The organism is Bacillus sp. T3 (assembly GCF_033449965.1).
Classification (GTDB): Bacteria; Bacillota; Bacilli; order Bacillales; family Cytobacillaceae; genus Bacillus_BU.
Map to the genome: position 1 here is coordinate 4,148,959 of NZ_CP137761.1, position 20,506 is coordinate 4,169,464.

Genomic DNA, 20,506 nt, shown 5'->3' on the forward strand with positions numbered 1-20,506 from the left:
TTCTTTCCCACCTCTATTTCTTTCTATTGTAAGATTGAATACATTAACACAACTGGACTGCCATCTGCAGGTAACAAGTCTGGATTACCACGGAATTCTGCAAGGCCACCATCAAATGTGTCAACTATGTGAGAGGCATTTGAAGTAATACCTGCCTGGACAAGAATCAAAGCACATGTTGCAGCCTGTCATCTTTTGACTTTGAGTGTCATAGTTTCCTCAATTCGTGCAACGCTAGAGGGTCTGTCCCCCAGTGCTTTGCTGGCTTAAAGTGTTTCCTATTTTGTACTTATAATAAATGCTTTTACATATTGAATTACTACGACTGCCATGATGACTAATAAAAAGAAGTGATAGGCTGCTAATTCTGTATTGAACAGTAATATAATCACACCGATGATATTTGCTACTATGGCAACCAAAAATAATCCTGTTTTCCCATTTCTTTTAAAACGTCTTACTAGATTCCCTAAACATATGGCAACGCCTAAAATAAAAATGAAAAGGTATAGATGATTGAGTGAAGGTGTAAACATCTTGTTTTCAAACCACATCTTTTTATAAGTTAAATACCTTGCAACCCCCATTTTCTGAGTTGAATATCTTTCTAATAAAACCACCGCTGAAATTATAACCATTTGGAGGATTGAAAGTGCCATATTAAAGATGGACCTCATTTTATTTTTAACCATTCAACCACCTCCTTTAGTAAGAAGAAAAGACAATATAACTTATATCATATTGTCCTTTCACTCGAATATTAAGATTATTTTGGTTCCCCTGTTTCAACTGGATTGGAAGGATCCATACTCCACTCATTCCAACCGCCATCATATAAGGTTATATTTTTCAATCCTAAAACATCAGCATAGAACAATACTTCTGCAGCTCTCCAGCCTGTTCCACAATAGAAAGCGAGCTGGTTTTCAAGATTGATTCCATCATTTTCCCACATTTGTTTGATTTCCGACCCATTCCGCATCGTGTAATCGATATTTCGGAAATCTTCAAGATTGCTATTGTCAGAACCAGCATGTCCCCATACAGAACCAGCTGGACGACCCTTTGGTTTAATATAGTCATATCCGGAAGTTTTTCCGATGAATTCATCCCAGCTTCTTATATCCACCAGAGTACTTGTTTTATTATCATCTGCAGCAATCTCTTTTGCCTCAGCTAAATCGATAATATAGTCTGGGTTGGCAGGTACCTTCACTCCAAAGGAGGCTACAGATTCCTTCGCATTTTCTTTTGTTTCTACATCAAATCCGGCATTTGCCCAAGCACTATACCCGCCGTTAACAACTCTTACATCCTTAACACCCATATACTTTAAAATTACAGCCACACGGAAAGCTGGCATTGAGTCACTTCCATATAGAATAACAGTTGTGTCTGCGGTAATCCCATTTTTCAGCGCGAATTTTTCTAGCTCCGCATCCTTTAATCGATTCCAAACTGGTCCTTCTTCTACTTCATCGGTGTTGATGTGTACAGCTCCAGGAATATGTCCTTTTTTATAATCTGGAGCTTCCTCACCCCAGCTTGCTTCAAAAATTTTGTATGATTTTCCGTCATTATCCTTTTTGATGACTTCATTCACCCATGAAACTGGAACAAGCATTTCATAATTAGGGTAGCTTTCCATTGGTAATTCAGCCTTCGCTGCCCAATCTTTAATATTATATTGATATAATTTACCGAAGCCATTTTCTGCTAAAAAGTCAGCAACTTCCACGGCATCTTTTCCATTCGCATCATAAAGAACAACATTTTTATCTTTTGTAATCTTTTTATCCTTCAGAAGTTGTTGAAGCTTTTCATCTAATTTTTCTTGCTCAACATTTAACCATTCTGCTGAAAAATCAACCGCACCTTCAATATGGCCTCCTCTTTTCACTCCATCTAATGGCCAGCCATTAAAAGCATCATTGGATCTTGTATCAACAATAATCCAGTCTTCCTTTTCCAGATTTGACTTCAAATCATCTGTACTAATCTTTTCCACATCAGCTGACACATTGTTTTCTTGTTTTTTGCTATCATCTGCTTTATCGTTATTTCCACATGCTGACAATAACAACAAGCATCCGATTAATAGTATAAAAACCTGTAGTCCTTTACGAGTTTTCACCATGTTGCCATTCCTCTCTATAGTTAGATACCATTTAATTATAAAAAAATGATATTCTAATATAAATACAACTTATCTATAGAAACGCTAATAACTTATCGAAAAAATCAATAGTTTTTAACACAGTAAAGCACTAGAGAACTATCACATGGCGTTGTACGACTTGAAAAATATGTAAAGGAAAACAAATTCATATCATAAAAACAAAAAACTCCTATTGTAGAAGAGTTGGACCATACTTGTTCCCTCATCTTCTTCAATAGGAGCCTACACAAGAGTAAACGTATAGGTGGTCAATTTAGTCCGTTAAGCTGTTTCTGGTTCGAAGTTTCCTGTGGTAAATTGGCTGTTGTATAGATCTGCATAGAATCCACCTTGTTGTAATAGTTGTTCGTGGCTACCTTGTTCGATCACTGAGCCTTGATTCATCACAAGGATTAAATCAGCTTCCCGAATCGTTGATAGACGGTGGGCGATTACAAAGCTGGTTCTTCCTTCCATTAAAGCATCCATTGCATGCTGAATCTGAATCTCGGTTCTTGTGTCTACACTACTCGTTGCCTCATCAAGAATCAGAATTTTTGGATTGGCTAAGATCGCACGAGCGATCGTTAATAATTGCTTTTGTCCCTGAGAAATATTCGAAGCTTCTTCGTTTAAGACCGTGTTATAGCCATCTGGTAAGGTCCGGATAAACTGATCAGCATGCGCAGCCTTTGCTGCTGCAACAATTTCTTCCTCCGTAGCTCCAATTCGTCCATAACCAATATTGGCACGAATCGTTCCATTAAATAACCATGTATCCTGTAAAACCATGCCAAACATTTTTCGCAACTCAGTATGGCTCATCTCATTAATGTCCACACCATCAATCGTTATTTTTCCACCATTAAGCTCATAAAACCTCATGAGCAGGTTGACTAACGTCGTCTTCCCTGCGCCTGTTGGACCGACAATCGCGATCGTTTGCCCAGGTTTTGCCTCAATATTCATATCCTCAATCAACGGAGCATCCATTTTGTAAGAGAAGTCAACGTGTTCAAACTTAACTGCGCCTTTAGGATACTCCAAAACTGTTGCATTTTCCGTTGCGATGATTTCTTCTTCATCTAACACCTCAAATACCCGCTCAGCAGAAGCAATCGTCGATTGCACAATATTGGCAATCTGTGCCGTTTGTGAAATCGGTTGAGAAAACTGACGTGCATATTGGATAAATGCTTGAATATCCCCAATTTCAATTGTACGTTTGGTTACCAATATTCCACCGATAACACAGATCAGAACATAACCAATATTGTTAATAAACATCATGGCTGGCATGATGATTCCAGAAATAAATTGTGATTTCCAACCGGAATCATATAATCGTTCATTAATACCCGTAAAGGTTTGAACAGATTTCTCCTCACGACCGAATGCTTTAACGATTGGGTGACCGGTATACATTTCTTCAACATGGCCATTTAGCTCACCCAACGTTGCCTGCTGCGCTTTAAAATATTTTTGCGATTGCTTGGCGATAAGGATTGTGCCAACAAACGTCAACGGCAAGGTCAAAATACAAATCAATGTTAATAACGGACTGATCGTTAGCATCATAATAATGACACCTATGATTGTGACCACAGCCGTAATCATTTGCGTTAAGCTCTGTTGTAAAGTATTACTAATATTATCAATATCATTGGTGATACGGCTTAAAATCTCTCCATGTGTTTTCGTATCAAAATACTTAAGTGGCAGTTTTGCCAACTTAACGTTTACTTCTTCTCTTAGTTTATAAACCACTTTTTGCGCTACTCCAGCCATGACGTACTGCTGTAGATACATAAACAGAGAGCTAATAATATAAAGTCCCACTAAAACTAGCAAGATATTGCCGATGTATTCAAAGTCGACCTCAGCACCAGGCACACCTTTGAACTTCGCTATCATCCCTTCGAACAGCTTCGTTATTGCCTTTCCTAATATCTTAGGGCTAGCAATGGAAAAAATAGTACTTAAGATGGCTGAAGCAAAAACGATTAACAGTTGGACTTTTTGCGGCTTAAAATAAGCTATGAGTCGCCGAAACGTCCCTTTGAAATCCTTCGCCTTTTGTACAGGCATCCCCATGCCACCATGACCACCTGGTCCAAATCCCGGTCCTTCTGGCTGGTCTTGGCTTCTTCATTTTATCACTCATGCTGACTCCTCCTCTGACATTTGAGAAGCTACAATTTCACGGTATACTTCACTTGAATCTAACAACTGCTTGTGGGTTCCGATGCCAGCAATATTCCCATCTTCCAAAACAATAATTTGATCAGCATCCATAACTGTACTTACCCTTTGTGCAACAATAATCACCGTTGCATCGGTTGTTTCTCCTTTTAAGGCTGTACGCAACTTTGCATCTGTCTTCAAATCTAACGCTGAGAAGCTATCATCAAATAAATAGATTTCTGGTTTTCGAACAAGAGCTCGTGCAATCGCTAAGCGCTGCTTTTGCCCACCCGAAACGTTCGTTCCACCCTGTGCTATTTTGGTAGCGTATCCGTCCTCTTTTTCGGAAATAAAATCTGACGCTTGCGCAATTTTAGCTGCATGACGAATTTCATCGTCAGATGCATCCTCTTTTCCATAACAAATATTTTCACTTATTGTGCCACTAAAAAGAATAGCTTTTTGTGGAACATATCCTATTTTCTTACGCAAATCTCCCTGAGCCTGCTCTCGGATATCAACGCCATCAACTAAAATCTTACCGTCTGTTATGTCATAAAAACGCGGAATTAAGCTTAGCAGCGTCGTTTTACCTGAACCAGTACCGCCGATAATGGCCGTCGTTTGACCAGGTTTCGCCGTAAAGGAAATATGGGACAAGGCCGGGAATTCCGCACCTGGATAGCTAAATGTAACGTTCTGAAACTCAACTCGTCCTCTAACATTCTTCGCCAGATTAGGCTGATTCGGGTTTTTTATGATTGGCTTTGTTTCTAGAACTTCGTTAATTCGGCTCGCCGATACGGAGCCACGCGGTACTAAAACAAACATAAACGACACCATCAAAAGTGACATCATAATTTGCATTGCATATTGGATAAATGCCATCAAATCCCCGAGATCCATCGCCATCTTATCGATACGGATGCTGCCAAACCAAACAATTGCAACGATGGCTACATTCATGATCAGCATCATGACCTGGCATCATAAACGCCATGATTCGATTCACTTTTACGGCTGTGTCTGTTAAATCCTTGTTGGCTTCACTAAATCTTTGTTTTTCATAATCATCCCGATTAAACGAACGAATAACGCGAATGCCCATTAATTGCTCACGTACAACTTGATTTAGGCGGTCTAACTTAACCTGCATCGCTTTAAAAAATGGAACACCTTTTTTCATGACGGCAAAAATAACCAAGCCAATCACGGGGATAACACCAGCAAACACCCATGAAAGCTGAGCATCCTCTTTAAACACCATAATGATCCCGCCAATTGCCATAAATGGTGCCCAAATCATCATCCGCAGCATCATTACGAGTACGTTTTGAACTTGGGTAATATCATTGGTTGTTCTCGTAATAAGTGAGGCTGTCCCGATTTTATCGAATTCCTGGAGGGAGAAATTCTCAACATGAGTAAACACCTTTTCCCTTGTATCACGTCCAAAGCTGGCAGAGACGCGAGCAGAATAAAAGCTTACTAGAATCGAGCACATCATTCCTAATGCGGCGACTAATAGCATAAGCCCGCCAATTTTCCAAATATAGTCTGTATCGCCTTTAACGACACCATTGTCAATAATATCTGCCATTAATCTCGGCAAATATAAGTCTGTATATGCTTGACCAAACACAAATAGAAAAACGAGTGCTACTTGAAATTTATATCTTTTTAATAGCCTGAATAATTTCAGCACCTTGCGCCAACTCCAATCGATCTTGATAAACTGTTTACATTTTATGCTAAATTATTGTTTAGTAGGTTAATGAACCTATTCCTGTTTTTCTTTTTCAAGTTTTTGAAGTATATATTCGTGAATTTTTTTTAAGGTTGAAATTAAGTGAACGGTTTCCTCTTCCCCGATATAATCAATTATCCCGCTATAAGTAGTATGCATTTCCTCCTGAGCAAGAAGAATCGCCTTCTCGCCCTCCTCCGTCAGTCTTATCCAAACGGAACGACGGTCAGTGGAACGTGTAATACGTTCTACCTGGCCTTTACTTTCCAATCCATTAATTAATTGAGTCACAGTCGGGGCTTTGACATTTAATCTGCGACTAATTTCTGATACCTTCATTTCACCATGCTCGGATTTTTTTATGCTGAAAAGAACCATGATTTCGCTGCGCTTTTGTGTTAAGTTCTTTTGCTTTGCCATAACCTTGGGAAACTGTCTAACAGTCGAAACAAACTCATGCACTAAGTCCTGATGATTCTTATCTATTTTAAGCACCTCCATTATGTTTAGGTTAAATAATAATTAGGTTACCTAATATTTAACTTACCTAATGATATTCCTGATTAGACTGAATGTCAACTTGCCTTTTTATTCATAATTTTTTTGATGCTTCGCGTCTTTTATAACCTCTCCTTCGTACTTTTGAACGAATTGATATAAAATTATAGTAAAGGCTTTCCATTTACATATTTATTCATTCTCATTGTGAGTAAAATCTAAGGAGGGATCAGTTATGGGAGTATTAATAGCGGTTCAAGTATTAATAATCATTCTGTTCTTCACCCTAGGCTGGGCTATACGATCAAAAAAGGCGTATTTCCTTATTTCTGGGTTTGCCTTTAGACCAAAGGAAGAGCAGCAGAGGCTGATTGAAAATGGCTACCCACAAAAAACTGGTGCTTTATTACAGCTGGTTGCGATAGGAATGGTGCTCATTCTCCCTTTACTATTCACAGATTTTAAATTTGCCATCGAATGCCAATTCGGATTTATGCTCGTTTCCTTACTTGGCGGATTTATTTACTTATCAAAGTTTGAGATTCCGAGGAAACGAAAGCGCAGTTATATTATTAGCACGAGCCTTTTTGTCGTGACCTGTAGCTTGGTGGTGGGGCTTTACATTGTCGGATATCAAGATTATGAGCTGGTTTCGAACGATAATAGCTTTGAAATTACCTGGAATTTACGGTGATGAATGGTTAACAGATGACATCGTTCAAGTACAGCTAATGGAGAAAATGCCAGAGGTTACATTTAAACAAAACGGCTTCGGCTTACCCACACTTGCAAAAGGGTATTTCAAGGTCAAAAATTATGGAACCTGCCTGCTGTTTATAAAAAAAGACGTTTCACCGTACCTCTATATTGAATTAAAAAACAAAAAAATCTTCATCAATCACGAAGATCCTGATCAAACTCGTGCTTGGTATAAAGAACTTCACAACGGACTTTAGCACAGTAAAGCACTGGGGGACAGTCCCCCAGTGCTTTACTGTGTTAAAGAAGAAACGCCGGCAAAACGCCGGCGCTAGTTATTCATACTATTTAGTTTTCATTACAGGGTGCCTGTGTCAGTTTGTGACACCTTAATACCAGAAATCAGGAATTCTTCGCCCACTTTTTTAACTGTGTAAGAATTCTTGAAAGTCTTTTTGGACCCAGTGTAATCCTCGTACCCTTGGTAAATGTTGTAGTCTTCCACTGTATTAACTACATAAACACCTTCAGCAGTTTGATTGATACTCTCAACCTTAAAGTCTTCTAAATCCTCGGTAATATCTTTCTCATATGAACTTTGGATGAAGCTTACCTGCTCATTATAGAAGCTACTATTAGGATCCATATAATCTGTTATATACTCTTCGTCCCCATAGTTGACTGCATAAGTAAATTTTGAGATATAATTATCCATCAATCCACTTATTTCTTCCTTATCCTCTTCCAGCTGGATCTTTTTGGCATATTCATTTGCTTCAGCTTCGGTAGATTTTGTAAATGAATTTGTAGTATCATCCATCGTTATCTGTAAGGTTTTGTCCTGCCCTAATGCAAAGCTAATTTCAGTACTCTCAGATTCAGAAGTCGCATTCAACGTACCATAGCCAGAATAGTCCAACTCCAACTTTTCAGTGTAACCATATACTACATAGGTCAGTGTACCATCAGCATCAATTTTCAAATAATAAGAGCCCTCAGAATCTGATGATTTCCATACTCCACTTATATCCTCGAAGCTCAAATAGTTATTATAAATCGTCTTATTATGAAAGGATGCATTCGAAAATTGATTCATATCTCCTTCGACAAGCTTCTTCTCGCCCATATCCTTCATCAAATACAATTTATCATCCTTCGTTGCAAATGCCACATTTCCATAGTAATGTTTAAACCCTTGTACATCACTAGCGATTTTTTTATTATTTACAAACAGATCCATATCCTCAGTAGAATAAACAATCTCACCATTTGGCGTCACAGAAAAATCAGATACAGAACTTGCTATTTTCTTTGACTTTTCTTCATTCTTTTTTGTAAAAAGTTCATTATCTGTATTTAAATAAACAATTGTACCTTTATTGATTTTTATTTCTAAAACATCACTTGCTAATTTAGTAGAATTTTCATCCTGCTCACTTTTCATATACAGGTTATTATCATTGTTTATATAATAAAAGTTTCCTTGATAATATTCGTAATACCTAATATCACTCGCAATTTTTTGAGCTTGTCCACCTTCAGTTATTGGAGACTCGTATAACTCTGCAGAATCGCCATCATCTATGTTTAGATAAACAAGGTTATCTCCAATTTTCTTAATGAAATCAGGTAAAACCTCGTCACTTGTGATTTTTATACTTTCCTCTTCTCCTACTTTTTTATAATACAAAGCACTGTCATCGTCCAAATAAGCAATTTCATCTTCATGATTTAAGTCAATAAAAGAAGATACATCACTTGCTATTTCTGATTCCTGTTTATCCTTGGAATTAAACATGGAGAGGTCCCCATCTTCTTCTAGGAAATATATATAATCACCGACAACCTCATATTGTAGAATGCTTGAGGCAATCTTTTCATCTTCCTCTTCGCCTCTAATAATGTACAAATCATTATCCTCTTTTTGATATGTGACGATATCTTCAGGATAATCCCCTTCAAATCCAATAACGTCCTTCGCTAACTTTTCTTTTTCTTTCCCAGGCTCATATTCATACAATTCATTTTCTTCATTAATAAACAATACTTTGTTCTTGCTATTTATATAAACATAGCTGGTATCTACTACATCACTAGCAATTTTCTCTTTTTCTTTTCCTTCAGACATAATATATAAATTGCCTATACTAGTACCTTCATCATTAACGTACTCTTCCTCGTACATAAGAAAATCATTATGAACCTCTTTTGGCTTTTTCTCTGTACCCGCTTCTTTGTCATTACAACCAACTAAGGTCATCATGAATAATGAGAATAATATTGTGAATATAAATCTTGATGCTTTTTGAAATTTCATTAATAGACTCCTCTTCTATGTATTTTCTCAACATGGTGTGCTATAGTAGTCATTTATTTTCATAATCTCTTTTTTATTCCAATATCTTCAAGACTAAAGCACTAGTAAATTTCCATTTATCTCAACTTCAATATTATACCAGAAAACAATTTTCGAAGGTGACATTAAGTTTAGAATTCCCTATATTTTACTAAAAAATATACTATACCAAAAAGCGCCGGCAAACTGCCGGCGCGGTCGAACTGTTTATTGATTTTCTGTACCGTCTGAACCAGTCTGTTTCTGTAACTCTGTCACTGCTGAAACGTCCGATTCGATATTTATTCTAGCTGGTGTTGCTTTTCCAGAAAAGTTCTCAATTAGTTCTTTTACGTCGATTCCCGAGGATGCCTTGAGAGATTCCTGTAAGGTGGCCATCAGGTTAGTCGCATATCCAGTCACCTTATTGGCTCCACTATTCGGACCGCTTGCACCTGTATCAACAACAGTGATTTTATCAATATTGCCTAATGGTGCTGCGACCTGCTTCGCATATTCAGGCAGCATTTTCATGATCATATCGAGAATAGCCGCTTGGCCAAACTGCTCGAACGCTTCGGCGATTTTCTCCTTTGCCTCGGCTTCAGCTATCCCTTTTAACCGGATAATCTCTGCTTCCGCTTCCCCTTGAGCCTTTTGGGCTTCCGCTTTTGCTAGTCCGTCAATCCGAATTCTTTCTGCCTCAGCCCGAGCCATCGCCTCTATTCGATATTTGTTTGCATCCGCATCAAAAATTTGCTTGGCTTTTTGCGCTGCAGCTGATTGCTCTAACGCATACCGGCCTGCATCCGCTTTTTTCTTAACCTCTGAGTCATATTGCTTTTCACGACGCAAAATTTCTTTTTCTTCTAGTTCAATTTGCTTTTGCCGCTCAATAATTTTTACTTGCATTTCTTGTTCTGTAACATCTTGTTTGGAGCGAGCTGTTTCCAGATCATATGCTTGGTCAGCACGAGCCTTGGCAATATCCTGCTCACGGCGGAATTCAGCAATCTTTAACTGATTGATTTTTTCAGCTTCAGCAATTTCAGTGGCTCTTTCAAGCTCTGCCTTTTTCGCTTCCTTAGCAGCTTCAGCTTTCTTGATCCTTGTTTCTTTTTCAGCTTCTGCTGTGGCAATATCAGCATCACGCTTCACCTGGGCGATTCTTGGTTTACCAAGTGAATCCAAATAACCATTTTTATCACGGACATCTTTAATGGTAAAAGAAACAATGATTAAGCCCATCTTTGCGAGATCCTGAGAGGCTACTCGTTGAACCTCTTGCGAAAATTTATCACGATTTTTATAAATCTCTTCAACCGTCATCGAACCGAGGATCGAACGAAGATGGCCTTCAAGTACTTCACGGGCCTCGTTTTCCCGGTCCTGTTTTGTTTTTCCAAGGAATTGTTCTGCCGCAGTCGCAATTTCACTAATTGAACCACCAATTTTGATAATGGCTGTTCCATCGGCCATCACAGGTACACCTTGCTCAGTATAGACTTCAGGAGTCGTGACCTCTAGTTTACTAGACAACAAGCTTAATGGCCGCGCTTGTTGGAAGACTGGAAAAATAAACGAGCCTCCACCACGAATGATTTTGATTTTATTGCCTGACTCATCAACATGAACGTTTTTGTTTCCTAAAATACTCCCGGTTACAATTAACGCCTCATCCGGTCCAGCTGTTTTATATTTCGTAATAAATACCCCAATTAAAGCAAGAAGTAAAAATACAACAATGCCGACTACAATTAAAATAACGTTTAATTCCATTCGCATAACCTCCTAGAAAATAGTTTCATCTTCCTCGTTAAGCTCAACCTGTAGTACCCCATTTACCACGTCTATCACAAGTACTTTTTTTCCATTCGGTATTTCTTTATTCTTAAAGCTGACCGCCGGCTTGGAGATTCGCCCGCTAATACTTTCAATCAGAACCTCACCATAACCATCTGCCGGCACAGATGTAATGACTGTGCCAATTCTTCCCCTTAGGTCACTTTCCTTATAAACAAGTGACTCTTCAGCATTAGCAATCGGGATCAAAATAAAAACATTCAATAACGTTACAAGAATTAGAGCGATTGCAGCGTTAAAGGCAGCAATCAACGCGCTATTAACCGATGTAAACATCTCTCCTAAATAGCCACCAGCCGAAAAGACCGTAATAAATGAGAAGATTAATGTCGGATTCATGAATCCATCAAACATTGCAGTCAGCACATCACCAAAAAGCAGGTAAAGAACTGTCACGGCACCGGAAATAATTAGCGCATATAAATAGATTGTTTCTAATGATATTCCTGACATCGGTCATCTTCCTTTTTTGATCCGACTTTTTTGAACTAGGAGATACATAGATTCAAAAATTTCCATAATATTTCTATTCTCTAAATTCAATAAAATAACCTTTCCTTCTCCATCCCTTTCACAATATCTCCATTTTTATGCTTTAACGCGCTGGGGGACAGTCCCTCAGCGCGTTAAATGGATGAATTAATAAGATGAATTAATAAATTGAATCTATTTAATTTATAACATATTAATTTAATAAATAGTGGGGACTTAGTGTGTGAGGAGCAACTTGCTTCAGAAGTGTGCAATCATCCAAAAGTTGAAGAAGCAATACTGTGGTCAGCCCCGCCAAAGCCATTTAGATTAACGATACTGTGATGGAAAGGCTCTTCAAATTCTTCGGTACTTAAAGTTCTGGCATCTATTAGTAGCTGTTTTATTTTTGAGACCACTTGACTCGGACTAAAGGGCATTAACATATACTCATTTGCCCCCATCTCAAGACTACGTTTTTGAACATTGTCTCCACACAAGGCTGAAATCATCAACACTGGAGTTGTTTTCGTCCTCCGATATTCCTCAAGAACAGTAAAACCATCTTTTAAAGGTAATAAAACATTGATAATGACTAAATCATAATGATCAACCAGTGCATGGTTTAAACCTACTTCTCCGTTATTATCAATATCAATTTCAAATAACTCTTTTTCTAAATACAATTTTAACAATTGGCTCATTCTCGTCTCATCTTCAATGATAAGAATTTTTATTGGCATCCTCCATCCTCCTACCTTTGAATTATGTTCGATGGTACGTCTTTATGAACATAATAGATACACAATGGGTATCCATACTAATGAATCCCATCCATTTCCCTTATCTCCATAATGTTGTTGGTTTGTCCTTTTTGATACTGTAGCTGAATTTCATAGATTAATTGATCTAACTCTTGGCTACATTTCACTACTAGATGGTCAGTTAACCCATTTTTGGCTACAAGATTAATTAACTCAACTCGCTTGATTTTAATCAAACTTAGTAATCTCTCATTATTACGTTGGATACATGTATTCAACATACTAAATACCCCCCCTTTAACACCTTGCGTGTGTTGTTATCTATTATTATGAGAAATAATGATAGAATAATAAATCCCCTTCCTTTCTCATTTTTTGTCGAATATTCAGAATAGGAGGGTATTCCTAGTGTTTAAATGATTTTAACGCTAGGAATACGAACTTTCCTATTCGAGATCTGCTTATATGATTCCACTTTAAAATAACAATTCTTCTCCTCCACAAAAAAAGGATGTTTCATCAAGAAACATCCTCAGGCAAAAAACCCATTTGATAAATTTTTGCAATCGCTTGGGATCGATCCGTAACAGCTAACTTTTGGAATATATTTGTCATGTGATTTTTCACAGTATGCTCACTAATAAACAACGTTTCGGCAATAGCACGATTATTTTTACCATCAAGCACTAACCTTACGACATCCATTTCCCGTTTAGATAGCTTCAGATCCTTGCTTATATGTGGTTCGTTTCCTATTGTCTTGTTCCGTTCCAGTGAAATTTCGTTTTCATTAACATTTGTATAGGCTAAAAATGTTATAAATTCTTTTAACAAAGTCTGATTTATTCCGTCAATTGTATAAAGTGTTTGGATATCATTATTACAATGGATATAAGTCCAGACTATTGATAGAACTTGTACATTTATTGAAGCCTGTTCCATTTTGATTTTATTGTTTATCACTAATTTATATTCTCTTAAGATTTCTAGGATATGCTTATTGTTTATTTTTTCTTTGATAAATTGTTCTTCATAAAGAATAAAATAACAGGAATAGTTCACCTCGAATGAGCTTATTTTAGCTTGAGGAAAGTATTCACTAAATTGTTTAATAAGGTCCCCTGCACGTGAAGCTTTTTTGAAATGATCTGGATCAATATATTCTTGAAGATCCACTAATAAATCGATAACCGTTTGCTCCATTTCTAACTTATTCGTCGCTTCAAAAAGATGGATCGCCAATCCACCTGCAATCGTAAGACTCTTTAAAAAAGATAGTTCATCTTCCTTCAACCTTATCTCACTTAAGCCAATACAAAGATACCCCAAATTGTGCTCCCTGTATGCAATTGGAAATTCTAATACTTTATCCTTCCAATTTGTTATTTGTTCAACATGTTCTTGGCGTATGCTTTTATTTTGTTGACCATCGAGATAATATCGATTCGTAATATCTATTGAGTATTGATCGATTTGATTAGCAGTTAATCCTCTTGAAAAAAATTCAAATGATTTTCGGGATGGTTGATCTAAAACAACTGCCACAAAAGGACTCTGTAACAGATTGATACTCATATCCAACATAATGAATAATATTCTTTTTAAGTCTCGCACAGCAATCATTGCTTGAAATATTTCATTTAATGCGGTCATTTTCAATAAATTATTCTTTGCCTGCTCCTGCCAAATTCTTTTATTCTCAAAGACCCTAATCAGTAAGGAAGACATTCTACCTTCCCAGCTAACTGCTTTTTCTAAATTATCATATTGAGTGCTGCCTCCAAAAAACACCCCTATCACTTCTTGTTCTTGAATAATCGGATAGCAAAAGATAGATTTAGGATAGATTCCTCTTTGATGAAAAAATTTTGTCCGTGGGTCCCATTCCACTTGATTCCAGAACCTTGCTGTTTGGATTGCAGCTGCCTGACCTAAAATACCTTCACCAGTCGAAAAGACTGTCCCTCTAAGAGTACTATCTACTGACGTAACGCTTTCTTCTATAACAAATTTGTCCGAACCTTTTTTTCTAGCATAGCCGACAAAATCAACCTTTTTGTTTTCGTTAAAAAAGCGATGCAGCAGCGTGGTCATTTTAATATTATCTACTGCCATTAGTTGGAGGATTTCATTAAGGTTTTCCTCTTGTTCTATTAAATGCTTATTTAGTTTCTGAGTTTTCAGCCGCTCATAAAGTAAATCTGCCATTTTTTTTATTTTTGTAATCTTAGCCTGGATATCATCTGGGGAATATTCATTAACATAGGACAAAATAGTCTCTGCTCTTTCTCGGCTATTCAACAATTTTTTCAAATAGGTTTCTACTGAATTTCTAGTAGTGTGCTCCAGTAAACAACCCGCAAAAACAAAAAACTCTATTTCACCTTGTAGATAAATCGGATTCATGATTACTTTAATTCCAGGTAACTCATCATAAATAATCGGTCCCGTTATTTTTGCAAAATCTTCTGTTCGCTGCGCTAATACCTCTGCTAGTGATTCTCCCTCATAAATTAGTGCAAAGATATTTGGAGAGCCAACAATTGGCGTAACGAGATTTCCCCTTTTATCCGTCATAATGCAATTTAGTTTTGTTAAAGTGGCATAGACATTTAGGACATCACGACAGTATTCAATATCAGGACCTAGCATGGTACTTGCCTCTTCGTGCAATAATCTGGCTGGTTGTAACGGTAAATGGCACGATCGCCTTCACCAATCATTTCAAGGATTGAACTCGACAGAAGATGCTCAATTGCCAGTTTGATATCTGCTGGATCCCTGCCTAGTCGCGATGCAATTCCATTCAATGTTTCATAAGTATAGGGATTTTCTTGAAAGAAAAGAGTACATTCAATTTGCAATGCCATGTTCATATTTGACGTCCTCCCTATACTAACCTGATAAATGGTTTTGTAATAATGTTTTCAACAAGTAGTGGATAGGATATATTCCCTTGCGGCGATTTTACCACTTGTAAATATTGATAACTTCCGTCAACCCATGTTTTTATGACTCCGTGGGAAGTCCTTTCTAGAAAGCTGGACGTATTACTGCCAATTTCAGTGAAATTAGCTAAGGCAACCATCGTCATTCCTGCGGAGCTTATCGTCGATACTTGTTCTGCAAAATAATTTTCGAGGAAGTCTTTTCCTCTTTGCGAAATAATAGTGTTTAAGTCATAATAGATAAACCATTTCTCACCTTTTTTGAGGCTAGAGGAAACAAGTGGACTTAATCTTTCTTTTATAATCATTTTAAATTCATCGTTCTTAATATTGGAAACACAGATTCTAGCATTTTCGTACCCCTTTGGAACCTGGCGATCATAATGATCAATAAACAAAACCTTTCCTTTTTCTACATATTGATCTAGTTCAACTCCAAACAATCGGTATAAATGCTTCAAATCAAATAGATTCTGTAAATTTGATAATAGTAATATGACATTTTCGCCAGCAATTAATCGATTTACAATAATGGACACCAGTAGATATTTGTAGTTCGCTTTACTATTTGTATCGAAAAGAAAGCACGAACCGTTCGGAATACCGCCTGAAAGTAGTTGATCCAATTTAGCAATTCCAGTGTTACTAAATGTTTCGTGCTTGAGTAAAGCTTTATCTTCAATAAGGGATAGTGCTGGAACTAAGTGAATTCCCTGGTCTTCAATTCGATAAATGTGCTCCCCTTCTATAAAACGGCAGCCTCTCATTTTTAAAACCTCTAACGTTCTTTTTCTAAAATCATTCATGTGGTCCTTTAACGAAAGTCTCATCACACCATCCACTAAGTAATTCACAAAAGGAACATTGCTCTGACCAGAAGAGTTTGATTCCTGAATGAGCAAAGAAGTAATGTTAAATTTTCGAAGAGTGTTTCTTAATGAATAAATGATTTTACGACTCTGTTTTAAGTCTTCCACTCCAAACTGAAATAAACTGACACTATCTATTACGATTCGTTTGCAGTCTATTTCATTTATAATTTGTTCAATTAATCCATTTGGCTTTTCCATTTGTTCTATTAAAATTTCTGGAGCGAGACAGATGACCCGTAATTTATTTTGTTTTTCTAAATCTCTTAAATCCCAGCCGAAATCCATCAGTTCGTTGTAAAGCTGCGAAGGTAATTCTTCGAATGTAATAAAGATGCCAGATTCATTCTCATCAACTGCACCATGATAAAGATATTGCATCCCGAGGATCGTTTTTCCTGTTCCAGGTAAACCCTCAACTAAAACAGTAGAACCAGTTGGAAATCCCCCATTTAAAAGGCGATCCAATCCATCAATTCCACTTAAGGTCCTGGTATTCATATACACAATCAGCTCCTCTTCTTTGTTTGCCAAATAAATATTATTTCATTAATTAACACCGTATCGGTGGAGTTAATTGAATTATCTTTATTATGACAAAATATCTTTAATATCGGTAGTTATTCGACAAAGTTAGACAAATACAACATTTTGTCTAAAATGTGGCTAGGAACAATCCACACATGTTAATATTCGAAAGCTTTGAGGAATAAGGGAATGAAAGATGTTAATTTGGAAAAATTAAACATAATCAACAAAATCCAAATGTGAATAGGTGGGGTTAAATCGATAATTTACGCTTGAAATCTAACGACAAAACGAATATTATAATTATTGCACTAAAATATCGTTCGTATTTTTTGGAGGAACTTCGATGTTTAAGCTAAAAGAAAATAATACTAACACAAAAACCGAACTTATGGCTGGTCTCACAACCTTCTTTACAATGGTGTACATTGTTGTGGTCAATCCAATTATACTCGCTGATGCAGGTGTACCATTTGAACAGGTCTTCACCGCAACGATTATTGCCGCTGTTGTCGGTACACTATGGATGGGACTTTTCGCAAATTATCCGATTGCTATTGCACCAGGAATGGGGTTAAATGCCTACTTTGCCTATTCGGTTGTTGGGGGTCATCAGGATATAACGTATCAAACCGCTTTTGCAGCAGTTTTTGTCGCTGGAGTTATATTCCTTATTTTATCGTTAACACCATTCCGGGAAAATTGATTGAAGCAATCCCTGAAAATCTCAAATATGGGATAACAGCTGGGATTGGATTATTTATTGCTTTTATTGGACTTCGCCTCACTGGAATTATTACAGACCACCCTTCAAACCTTGTTGCACTCGGTGATCTGCACTCGCCTTCAGCTGTGCTTGCACTCGTAGGTCTTGCTATTACGCTTGTCTTACAAGTTCTTGGCGTTAATGGAGCGTTATTTTTTGGAATGGTCATTACCGGCGTGATTGCCTACTTTACCGGTAATCTTTCCTTTGACCAAGGATTTATGTCACTACCAACGCTCCCACATGGGCTAGTCGTTTCAAACCCACTTGCAGCATTTGGTGATGTAATTAGCCATAGTCTTTATGCAGTTGTCTTTTCATTTATTCTTGTAACGATTTTCGATACAACTGGAACGATGATCGGCGTAGCCCATCAAGCTGGTCTAATGAAAGGAAAGTCGTTGCCTCGTGCCCGTGAAGCCCTTTTATCCGATTCAATAGCCACAGCTGTTGGCGCAATGTTTGGCACAAGTCCAACCACTGCATATATTGAATCAACTTCTGGTGTTGCTGCAGGTGGTCGAACAGGCCTAACCTCTGTTACAGTTGCCGTGTTATTTTTATTATCTGCCTTCTTTGGTCCGCTTGTGAGCGCCGTTTCAGGCCTTTCGGCGATTACGGCACCTGCCTTAATTATTGTTGGAAGCTTAATGATGGGCAGTATTTCAAAAATCAAATGGGATGAACTAGATGAGGCCTTCCCTGCATTCTTAATCATTTTGAGCATGCCGCTTACTTCCAGTATTGCAACAGGAATTGCGTTAGGATTTATCAGCTACCCATTACTTAAATTAGTTAAAGGAAAAGGACGCCAGGTTCATCCACTTCTTTACGTTTTTGCCGTTCTATTCTTCATTCAACTAGCCTTTTTACCACATTAAAGCGGTGGGGGACTGTCCCCCACCGCTTTAATGCGTTGCACTACTGATTATTTTTGTTTTTGTTTTTGATTGTGTTAATAGGCTTCCTAGCACGAATGCAAGTAGTGAAAGCAGGATTGGCAAGACGACGGTATGCATGCCCCATGCATTTGGATAAAACCGATCAAATAGTATATAAGATCCCATTCCCACCAACATCGAAGTTATCGCCCCGTATTTATTCCCCTTGCTCCAATATAGGCCAAAAATAATTGGCCAAATAAAAACTGATTCCAATCCTCCAAACGAGAATAAATTCAGCCACACGATTAAATCCGGCGGCTGCAACGCAAACAAAACGACCAGTATTCCTATTAGAGCAGTAACGCTGAAGCTTACCTTTTTAATATGATCTATTTCGGCATTTGGCTTGATGTAATTTAAATATATATCCTTTACAATCGTTGAGCCGACTAAAATCAATAAAGCATCTACCGTTGACATGATTGCTGCCATTGGTGCAGCAAGGACAATGCCAGCCATAAATGGCGGTAGGACTTTCATCGATAATGCCGGCATCACTGTATCGCCGATTGCAATACCAGGAAGAATCGGTCTAGCAAATACGCCAATCAGATGCATTCCCAGCATAATAAAACCTACGACGATCGTTCCAATCACAATACCACTGTGCATCGCTCGCGAATTTTTATAGGACATCGCCCGCACAGAAATTTGCGGGAGACCAACTACGCCAATTCCAACCAAAATCCAAAATGAAGATACATATGCTGGCGATAAATCGTGTGCTGCACCGAACGGAGTAATTAAGTTTGGATTCTCAGCAGCTAAACTGGAGATAATCTTAGGAATTCCTCCACCTGCCTTAATTGTTGCAACGAGAAGAATTAGTGTCCCTAAAAACATCACAATCCCCTGGACTGCATCCGTTATCGCGACCGCCCGAAAGCCACCGACAACTACAAACACTAAAACAGAACCAACAAAAATTAGCAGTGCCGTTGTATAAGGCAAGCCAGTTAAGGACTCTACTAAGCGCGCACCGCCAATCCACTGGGCAATCATCGACGAAAACAGAAAAACAATAATGCTTACTGCTGAAAGTAACACGACGACCGTACTTTGATATCGTTCTTTTAAAAAATCAATTAAAGTGATTGCTTCATACTTTCGGGCCACAATCGCAAATTTTTTCCCAAGCACCATTAATGTGAAATACCCTGTAGAAAGTTGAGCCATTGCCAGAAAAACCCATCCCAACCCTTGGGTATAGGCTACACCTGGTCCACCAATAAAGCTCGAAGCACTTCCATAAGTAGCGACCATTGTCATTGCTAACACAAACCCGCCTAGCTGTCTCTCGCCTAAAAAATATTCCTTAACGAAGGAATCAGATTGGAGTACAAATTTGTTAGACCAAAAGCCCACCACGAAAATGATCAGCAAAAAAACTAGTAATGGAGTAATGACAGCCCAATTCATTATACGTCCCTCTCTTCATCGTCAAACGGTACGTCTTTAAATAAATATTTCACTGTGACAATTACAAGAGCAATGATGATGATTGGCCCGACAATACAACTATAAAAAAACCACTCCGGCAAGCCAAATATGTAATGATACTGCTCCACTTCAGCAGAACCGAATCCGTAGCCAAATCCATACCAAAAAAGAAAATTAAGCAGGACAATTATCACACCAATTATCGCTTCACGATGTGCAATTTTAAACCGTTTATCTTCGGTTTTTCCCATTTTTTCCAACAATTATTCCTCCCTTGAAAGATCCAAATGAT

17 protein-coding genes and 2 pseudogenes are annotated in these 20,506 nt (G+C 37.8%); 3 read left to right on the top strand and 16 right to left on the bottom strand.

The annotated features are described in order from the left end of the window. Positions 1 to 23: 23 nt before the first annotated feature. From RGF10_RS21245 to RGF10_RS21270, 6 genes and pseudogenes are all read right to left on the bottom strand, one after another. Positions 24 to 170, bottom strand: a complete 147-nt coding sequence (locus RGF10_RS21245) for a hypothetical protein (RefSeq protein ID WP_318505575.1) — start codon at positions 168 to 170, stop codon at positions 24 to 26. Between the two features lie 108 nt (positions 171 to 278). Next, complete coding sequence (locus tag RGF10_RS21250; protein ID WP_318505577.1) at positions 279 to 692, bottom strand: hypothetical protein; 414 nt, start codon at positions 690 to 692, stop codon at positions 279 to 281. Positions 693 to 766: 74 nt separating this feature from the next. Then, positions 767 to 2,137 carry a rhodanese-like domain-containing protein gene (locus RGF10_RS21255; protein WP_318505579.1) on the bottom strand — a complete coding sequence of 457 codons (1,371 nt, stop codon included), beginning with the start codon at positions 2,135 to 2,137 and terminating at the stop codon, positions 767 to 769. Between the two features lie 303 nt (positions 2,138 to 2,440). Continuing rightward, positions 2,441 to 4,246, bottom strand: a complete 1,806-nt coding sequence (locus RGF10_RS21260; RefSeq protein ID WP_412176654.1) for an ABC transporter ATP-binding protein — start codon at positions 4,244 to 4,246, stop codon at positions 2,441 to 2,443. Positions 4,247 to 4,318: 72 nt separating this feature from the next. Continuing rightward, positions 4,319 to 6,047, bottom strand: a pseudogene (locus RGF10_RS21265) (ABC transporter ATP-binding protein). Between the two features lie 75 nt (positions 6,048 to 6,122). Further along, the gene (locus tag RGF10_RS21270; protein WP_318505584.1) at positions 6,123 to 6,551 is read right to left on the bottom strand and encodes a MarR family winged helix-turn-helix transcriptional regulator; all 429 of its coding nucleotides are present in this window, start codon (positions 6,549 to 6,551) and stop codon (positions 6,123 to 6,125) included. Positions 6,552 to 6,822: 271 nt separating this feature from the next. Between RGF10_RS21270 and RGF10_RS21275 the strand changes: the two genes are divergently transcribed. Both RGF10_RS21275 and RGF10_RS21280 read left to right on the top strand, forming a co-directional pair. Next, positions 6,823 to 7,281 carry a DUF3784 domain-containing protein gene (locus RGF10_RS21275; RefSeq protein WP_318505586.1) on the top strand — a complete coding sequence of 153 codons (459 nt, stop codon included), beginning with the start codon at positions 6,823 to 6,825 and terminating at the stop codon, positions 7,279 to 7,281. After that, positions 7,256 to 7,543 (top strand): PH domain-containing protein, encoded by a 288-nt coding sequence (locus RGF10_RS21280; RefSeq protein WP_318505588.1) that lies wholly within the window; start codon positions 7,256 to 7,258, stop codon positions 7,541 to 7,543. Before RGF10_RS21275 ends, RGF10_RS21280 begins: the two co-directional genes overlap by 26 nt. A 101-nt stretch (positions 7,544 to 7,644) precedes the next feature. Here the strand turns inward: RGF10_RS21280 and RGF10_RS21285 are convergent, their stop codons facing one another. The 8 genes from RGF10_RS21285 to RGF10_RS21320 all read right to left on the bottom strand — a co-directional run bounded on the left by RGF10_RS21285 (position 7,645) and on the right by RGF10_RS21320 (position 17,037). Further along, a complete protein-coding gene (locus tag RGF10_RS21285; protein WP_318505590.1) occupies positions 7,645 to 9,603 on the bottom strand; it encodes a TcaA NTF2-like domain-containing protein in 1,959 nt (652 codons plus the stop codon). A 246-nt stretch (positions 9,604 to 9,849) separates the two neighbouring features. Next, positions 9,850 to 11,400 carry a flotillin lipid rafts scaffold protein FloT gene (locus tag RGF10_RS21290; protein ID WP_318505592.1) on the bottom strand — a complete coding sequence of 517 codons (1,551 nt, stop codon included), beginning with the start codon at positions 11,398 to 11,400 and terminating at the stop codon, positions 9,850 to 9,852. A 12-nt stretch (positions 11,401 to 11,412) separates the two neighbouring features. Beyond that, complete coding sequence (locus RGF10_RS21295) at positions 11,413 to 11,937, bottom strand: NfeD family membrane protein (RefSeq protein WP_318505594.1); 525 nt, start codon at positions 11,935 to 11,937, stop codon at positions 11,413 to 11,415. Between the two features lie 293 nt (positions 11,938 to 12,230). After that, on the bottom strand, positions 12,231 to 12,698 hold the full coding sequence (locus tag RGF10_RS21300) for a response regulator transcription factor (RefSeq protein WP_318505596.1): 468 nt from the start codon (positions 12,696 to 12,698) through the stop codon (positions 12,231 to 12,233). 77 nt (positions 12,699 to 12,775) lie between these two features. After that, positions 12,776 to 13,000: an aspartyl-phosphate phosphatase Spo0E family protein gene (locus RGF10_RS21305; protein WP_318505598.1), complete on the bottom strand. Its 225-nt coding sequence runs from the start codon at positions 12,998 to 13,000 to the stop codon at positions 12,776 to 12,778. A 238-nt stretch (positions 13,001 to 13,238) separates the two neighbouring features. Further along, entirely contained in the window at positions 13,239 to 15,371 is a 2,133-nt protein-coding gene (locus RGF10_RS21310; protein WP_318505600.1) for a LuxR C-terminal-related transcriptional regulator, read from the bottom strand. Next, positions 15,365 to 15,595 carry a hypothetical protein gene (locus RGF10_RS21315; RefSeq protein WP_318505602.1) on the bottom strand — a complete coding sequence of 77 codons (231 nt, stop codon included), beginning with the start codon at positions 15,593 to 15,595 and terminating at the stop codon, positions 15,365 to 15,367. The genes RGF10_RS21310 and RGF10_RS21315 overlap by 7 nt, the downstream gene beginning before the upstream one ends. Positions 15,596 to 15,609: 14 nt before the next feature. Then, complete coding sequence (locus RGF10_RS21320; RefSeq protein WP_318505604.1) at positions 15,610 to 17,037, bottom strand: ATPase domain-containing protein; 1,428 nt, start codon at positions 17,035 to 17,037, stop codon at positions 15,610 to 15,612. Positions 17,038 to 17,410: 373 nt separating this feature from the next. Between RGF10_RS21320 and RGF10_RS21325 the strand changes: the two are divergent. Beyond that, positions 17,411 to 18,711, top strand: a pseudogene (locus RGF10_RS21325) (NCS2 family permease). 27 nt (positions 18,712 to 18,738) lie between these two features. Here RGF10_RS21325 and panF read toward each other — a convergent pair. Together panF and RGF10_RS21335 are read right to left on the bottom strand one after the other, a co-directional pair. Next, entirely contained in the window at positions 18,739 to 20,193 is a 1,455-nt protein-coding gene (panF, locus tag RGF10_RS21330; RefSeq protein WP_318505606.1) for a sodium/pantothenate symporter, read from the bottom strand. Then, positions 20,193 to 20,465, bottom strand: coding sequence for a YhdT family protein (locus RGF10_RS21335; protein WP_318509633.1), 273 nt, complete (start codon positions 20,463 to 20,465; stop codon positions 20,193 to 20,195). Before RGF10_RS21335 ends, panF begins: the two co-directional genes overlap by 1 nt. Between the last annotated feature and the right edge of the window lie 41 nt (positions 20,466 to 20,506).

Excerpts from the sequence above, each read along its gene's own strand:
- RGF10_RS21255 (WP_318505579.1), bottom strand. The coding sequence starts at position 2,137 with ATGGTGAAAACTCGTAAAGGACTACAGGTTTTTATACTATTAATCGGA.
- RGF10_RS21290 (WP_318505592.1), bottom strand. The coding sequence starts at position 11,400 with ATGGAATTAAACGTTATTTTAATTGTAGTCGGCATTGTTGTATTTTTA.
- RGF10_RS21335 (WP_318509633.1), bottom strand. The coding sequence starts at position 20,465 with ATGGGAAAAACCGAAGATAAACGGTTTAAAATTGCACATCGTGAAGCG.
- RGF10_RS21320 (WP_318505604.1), bottom strand. The coding sequence starts at position 17,037 with ATGAATACCAGGACCTTAAGTGGAATTGATGGATTGGATCGCCTTTTA.
- RGF10_RS21315 (WP_318505602.1), bottom strand. The coding sequence starts at position 15,595 with ATGAACATGGCATTGCAAATTGAATGTACTCTTTTCTTTCAAGAAAAT.
- RGF10_RS21275 (WP_318505586.1), top strand. The coding sequence starts at position 6,823 with ATGGGAGTATTAATAGCGGTTCAAGTATTAATAATCATTCTGTTCTTC.
- RGF10_RS21305 (WP_318505598.1), bottom strand. The coding sequence starts at position 13,000 with ATGTTGAATACATGTATCCAACGTAATAATGAGAGATTACTAAGTTTG.
- RGF10_RS21285 (WP_318505590.1), bottom strand. The coding sequence starts at position 9,603 with ATGAAATTTCAAAAAGCATCAAGATTTATATTCACAATATTATTCTCA.
- RGF10_RS21295 (WP_318505594.1), bottom strand. The coding sequence starts at position 11,937 with ATGTCAGGAATATCATTAGAAACAATCTATTTATATGCGCTAATTATT.
- RGF10_RS21250 (WP_318505577.1), bottom strand. The coding sequence starts at position 692 with ATGGTTAAAAATAAAATGAGGTCCATCTTTAATATGGCACTTTCAATC.
- panF (WP_318505606.1), bottom strand. The coding sequence starts at position 20,193 with ATGAATTGGGCTGTCATTACTCCATTACTAGTTTTTTTGCTGATCATT.
- RGF10_RS21300 (WP_318505596.1), bottom strand. The coding sequence starts at position 12,698 with ATGCCAATAAAAATTCTTATCATTGAAGATGAGACGAGAATGAGCCAA.
- RGF10_RS21310 (WP_318505600.1), bottom strand. The coding sequence starts at position 15,371 with ATGCTAGGTCCTGATATTGAATACTGTCGTGATGTCCTAAATGTCTAT.
- RGF10_RS21260 (WP_412176654.1), bottom strand. The coding sequence starts at position 4,246 with ATGCCTGTACAAAAGGCGAAGGATTTCAAAGGGACGTTTCGGCGACTC.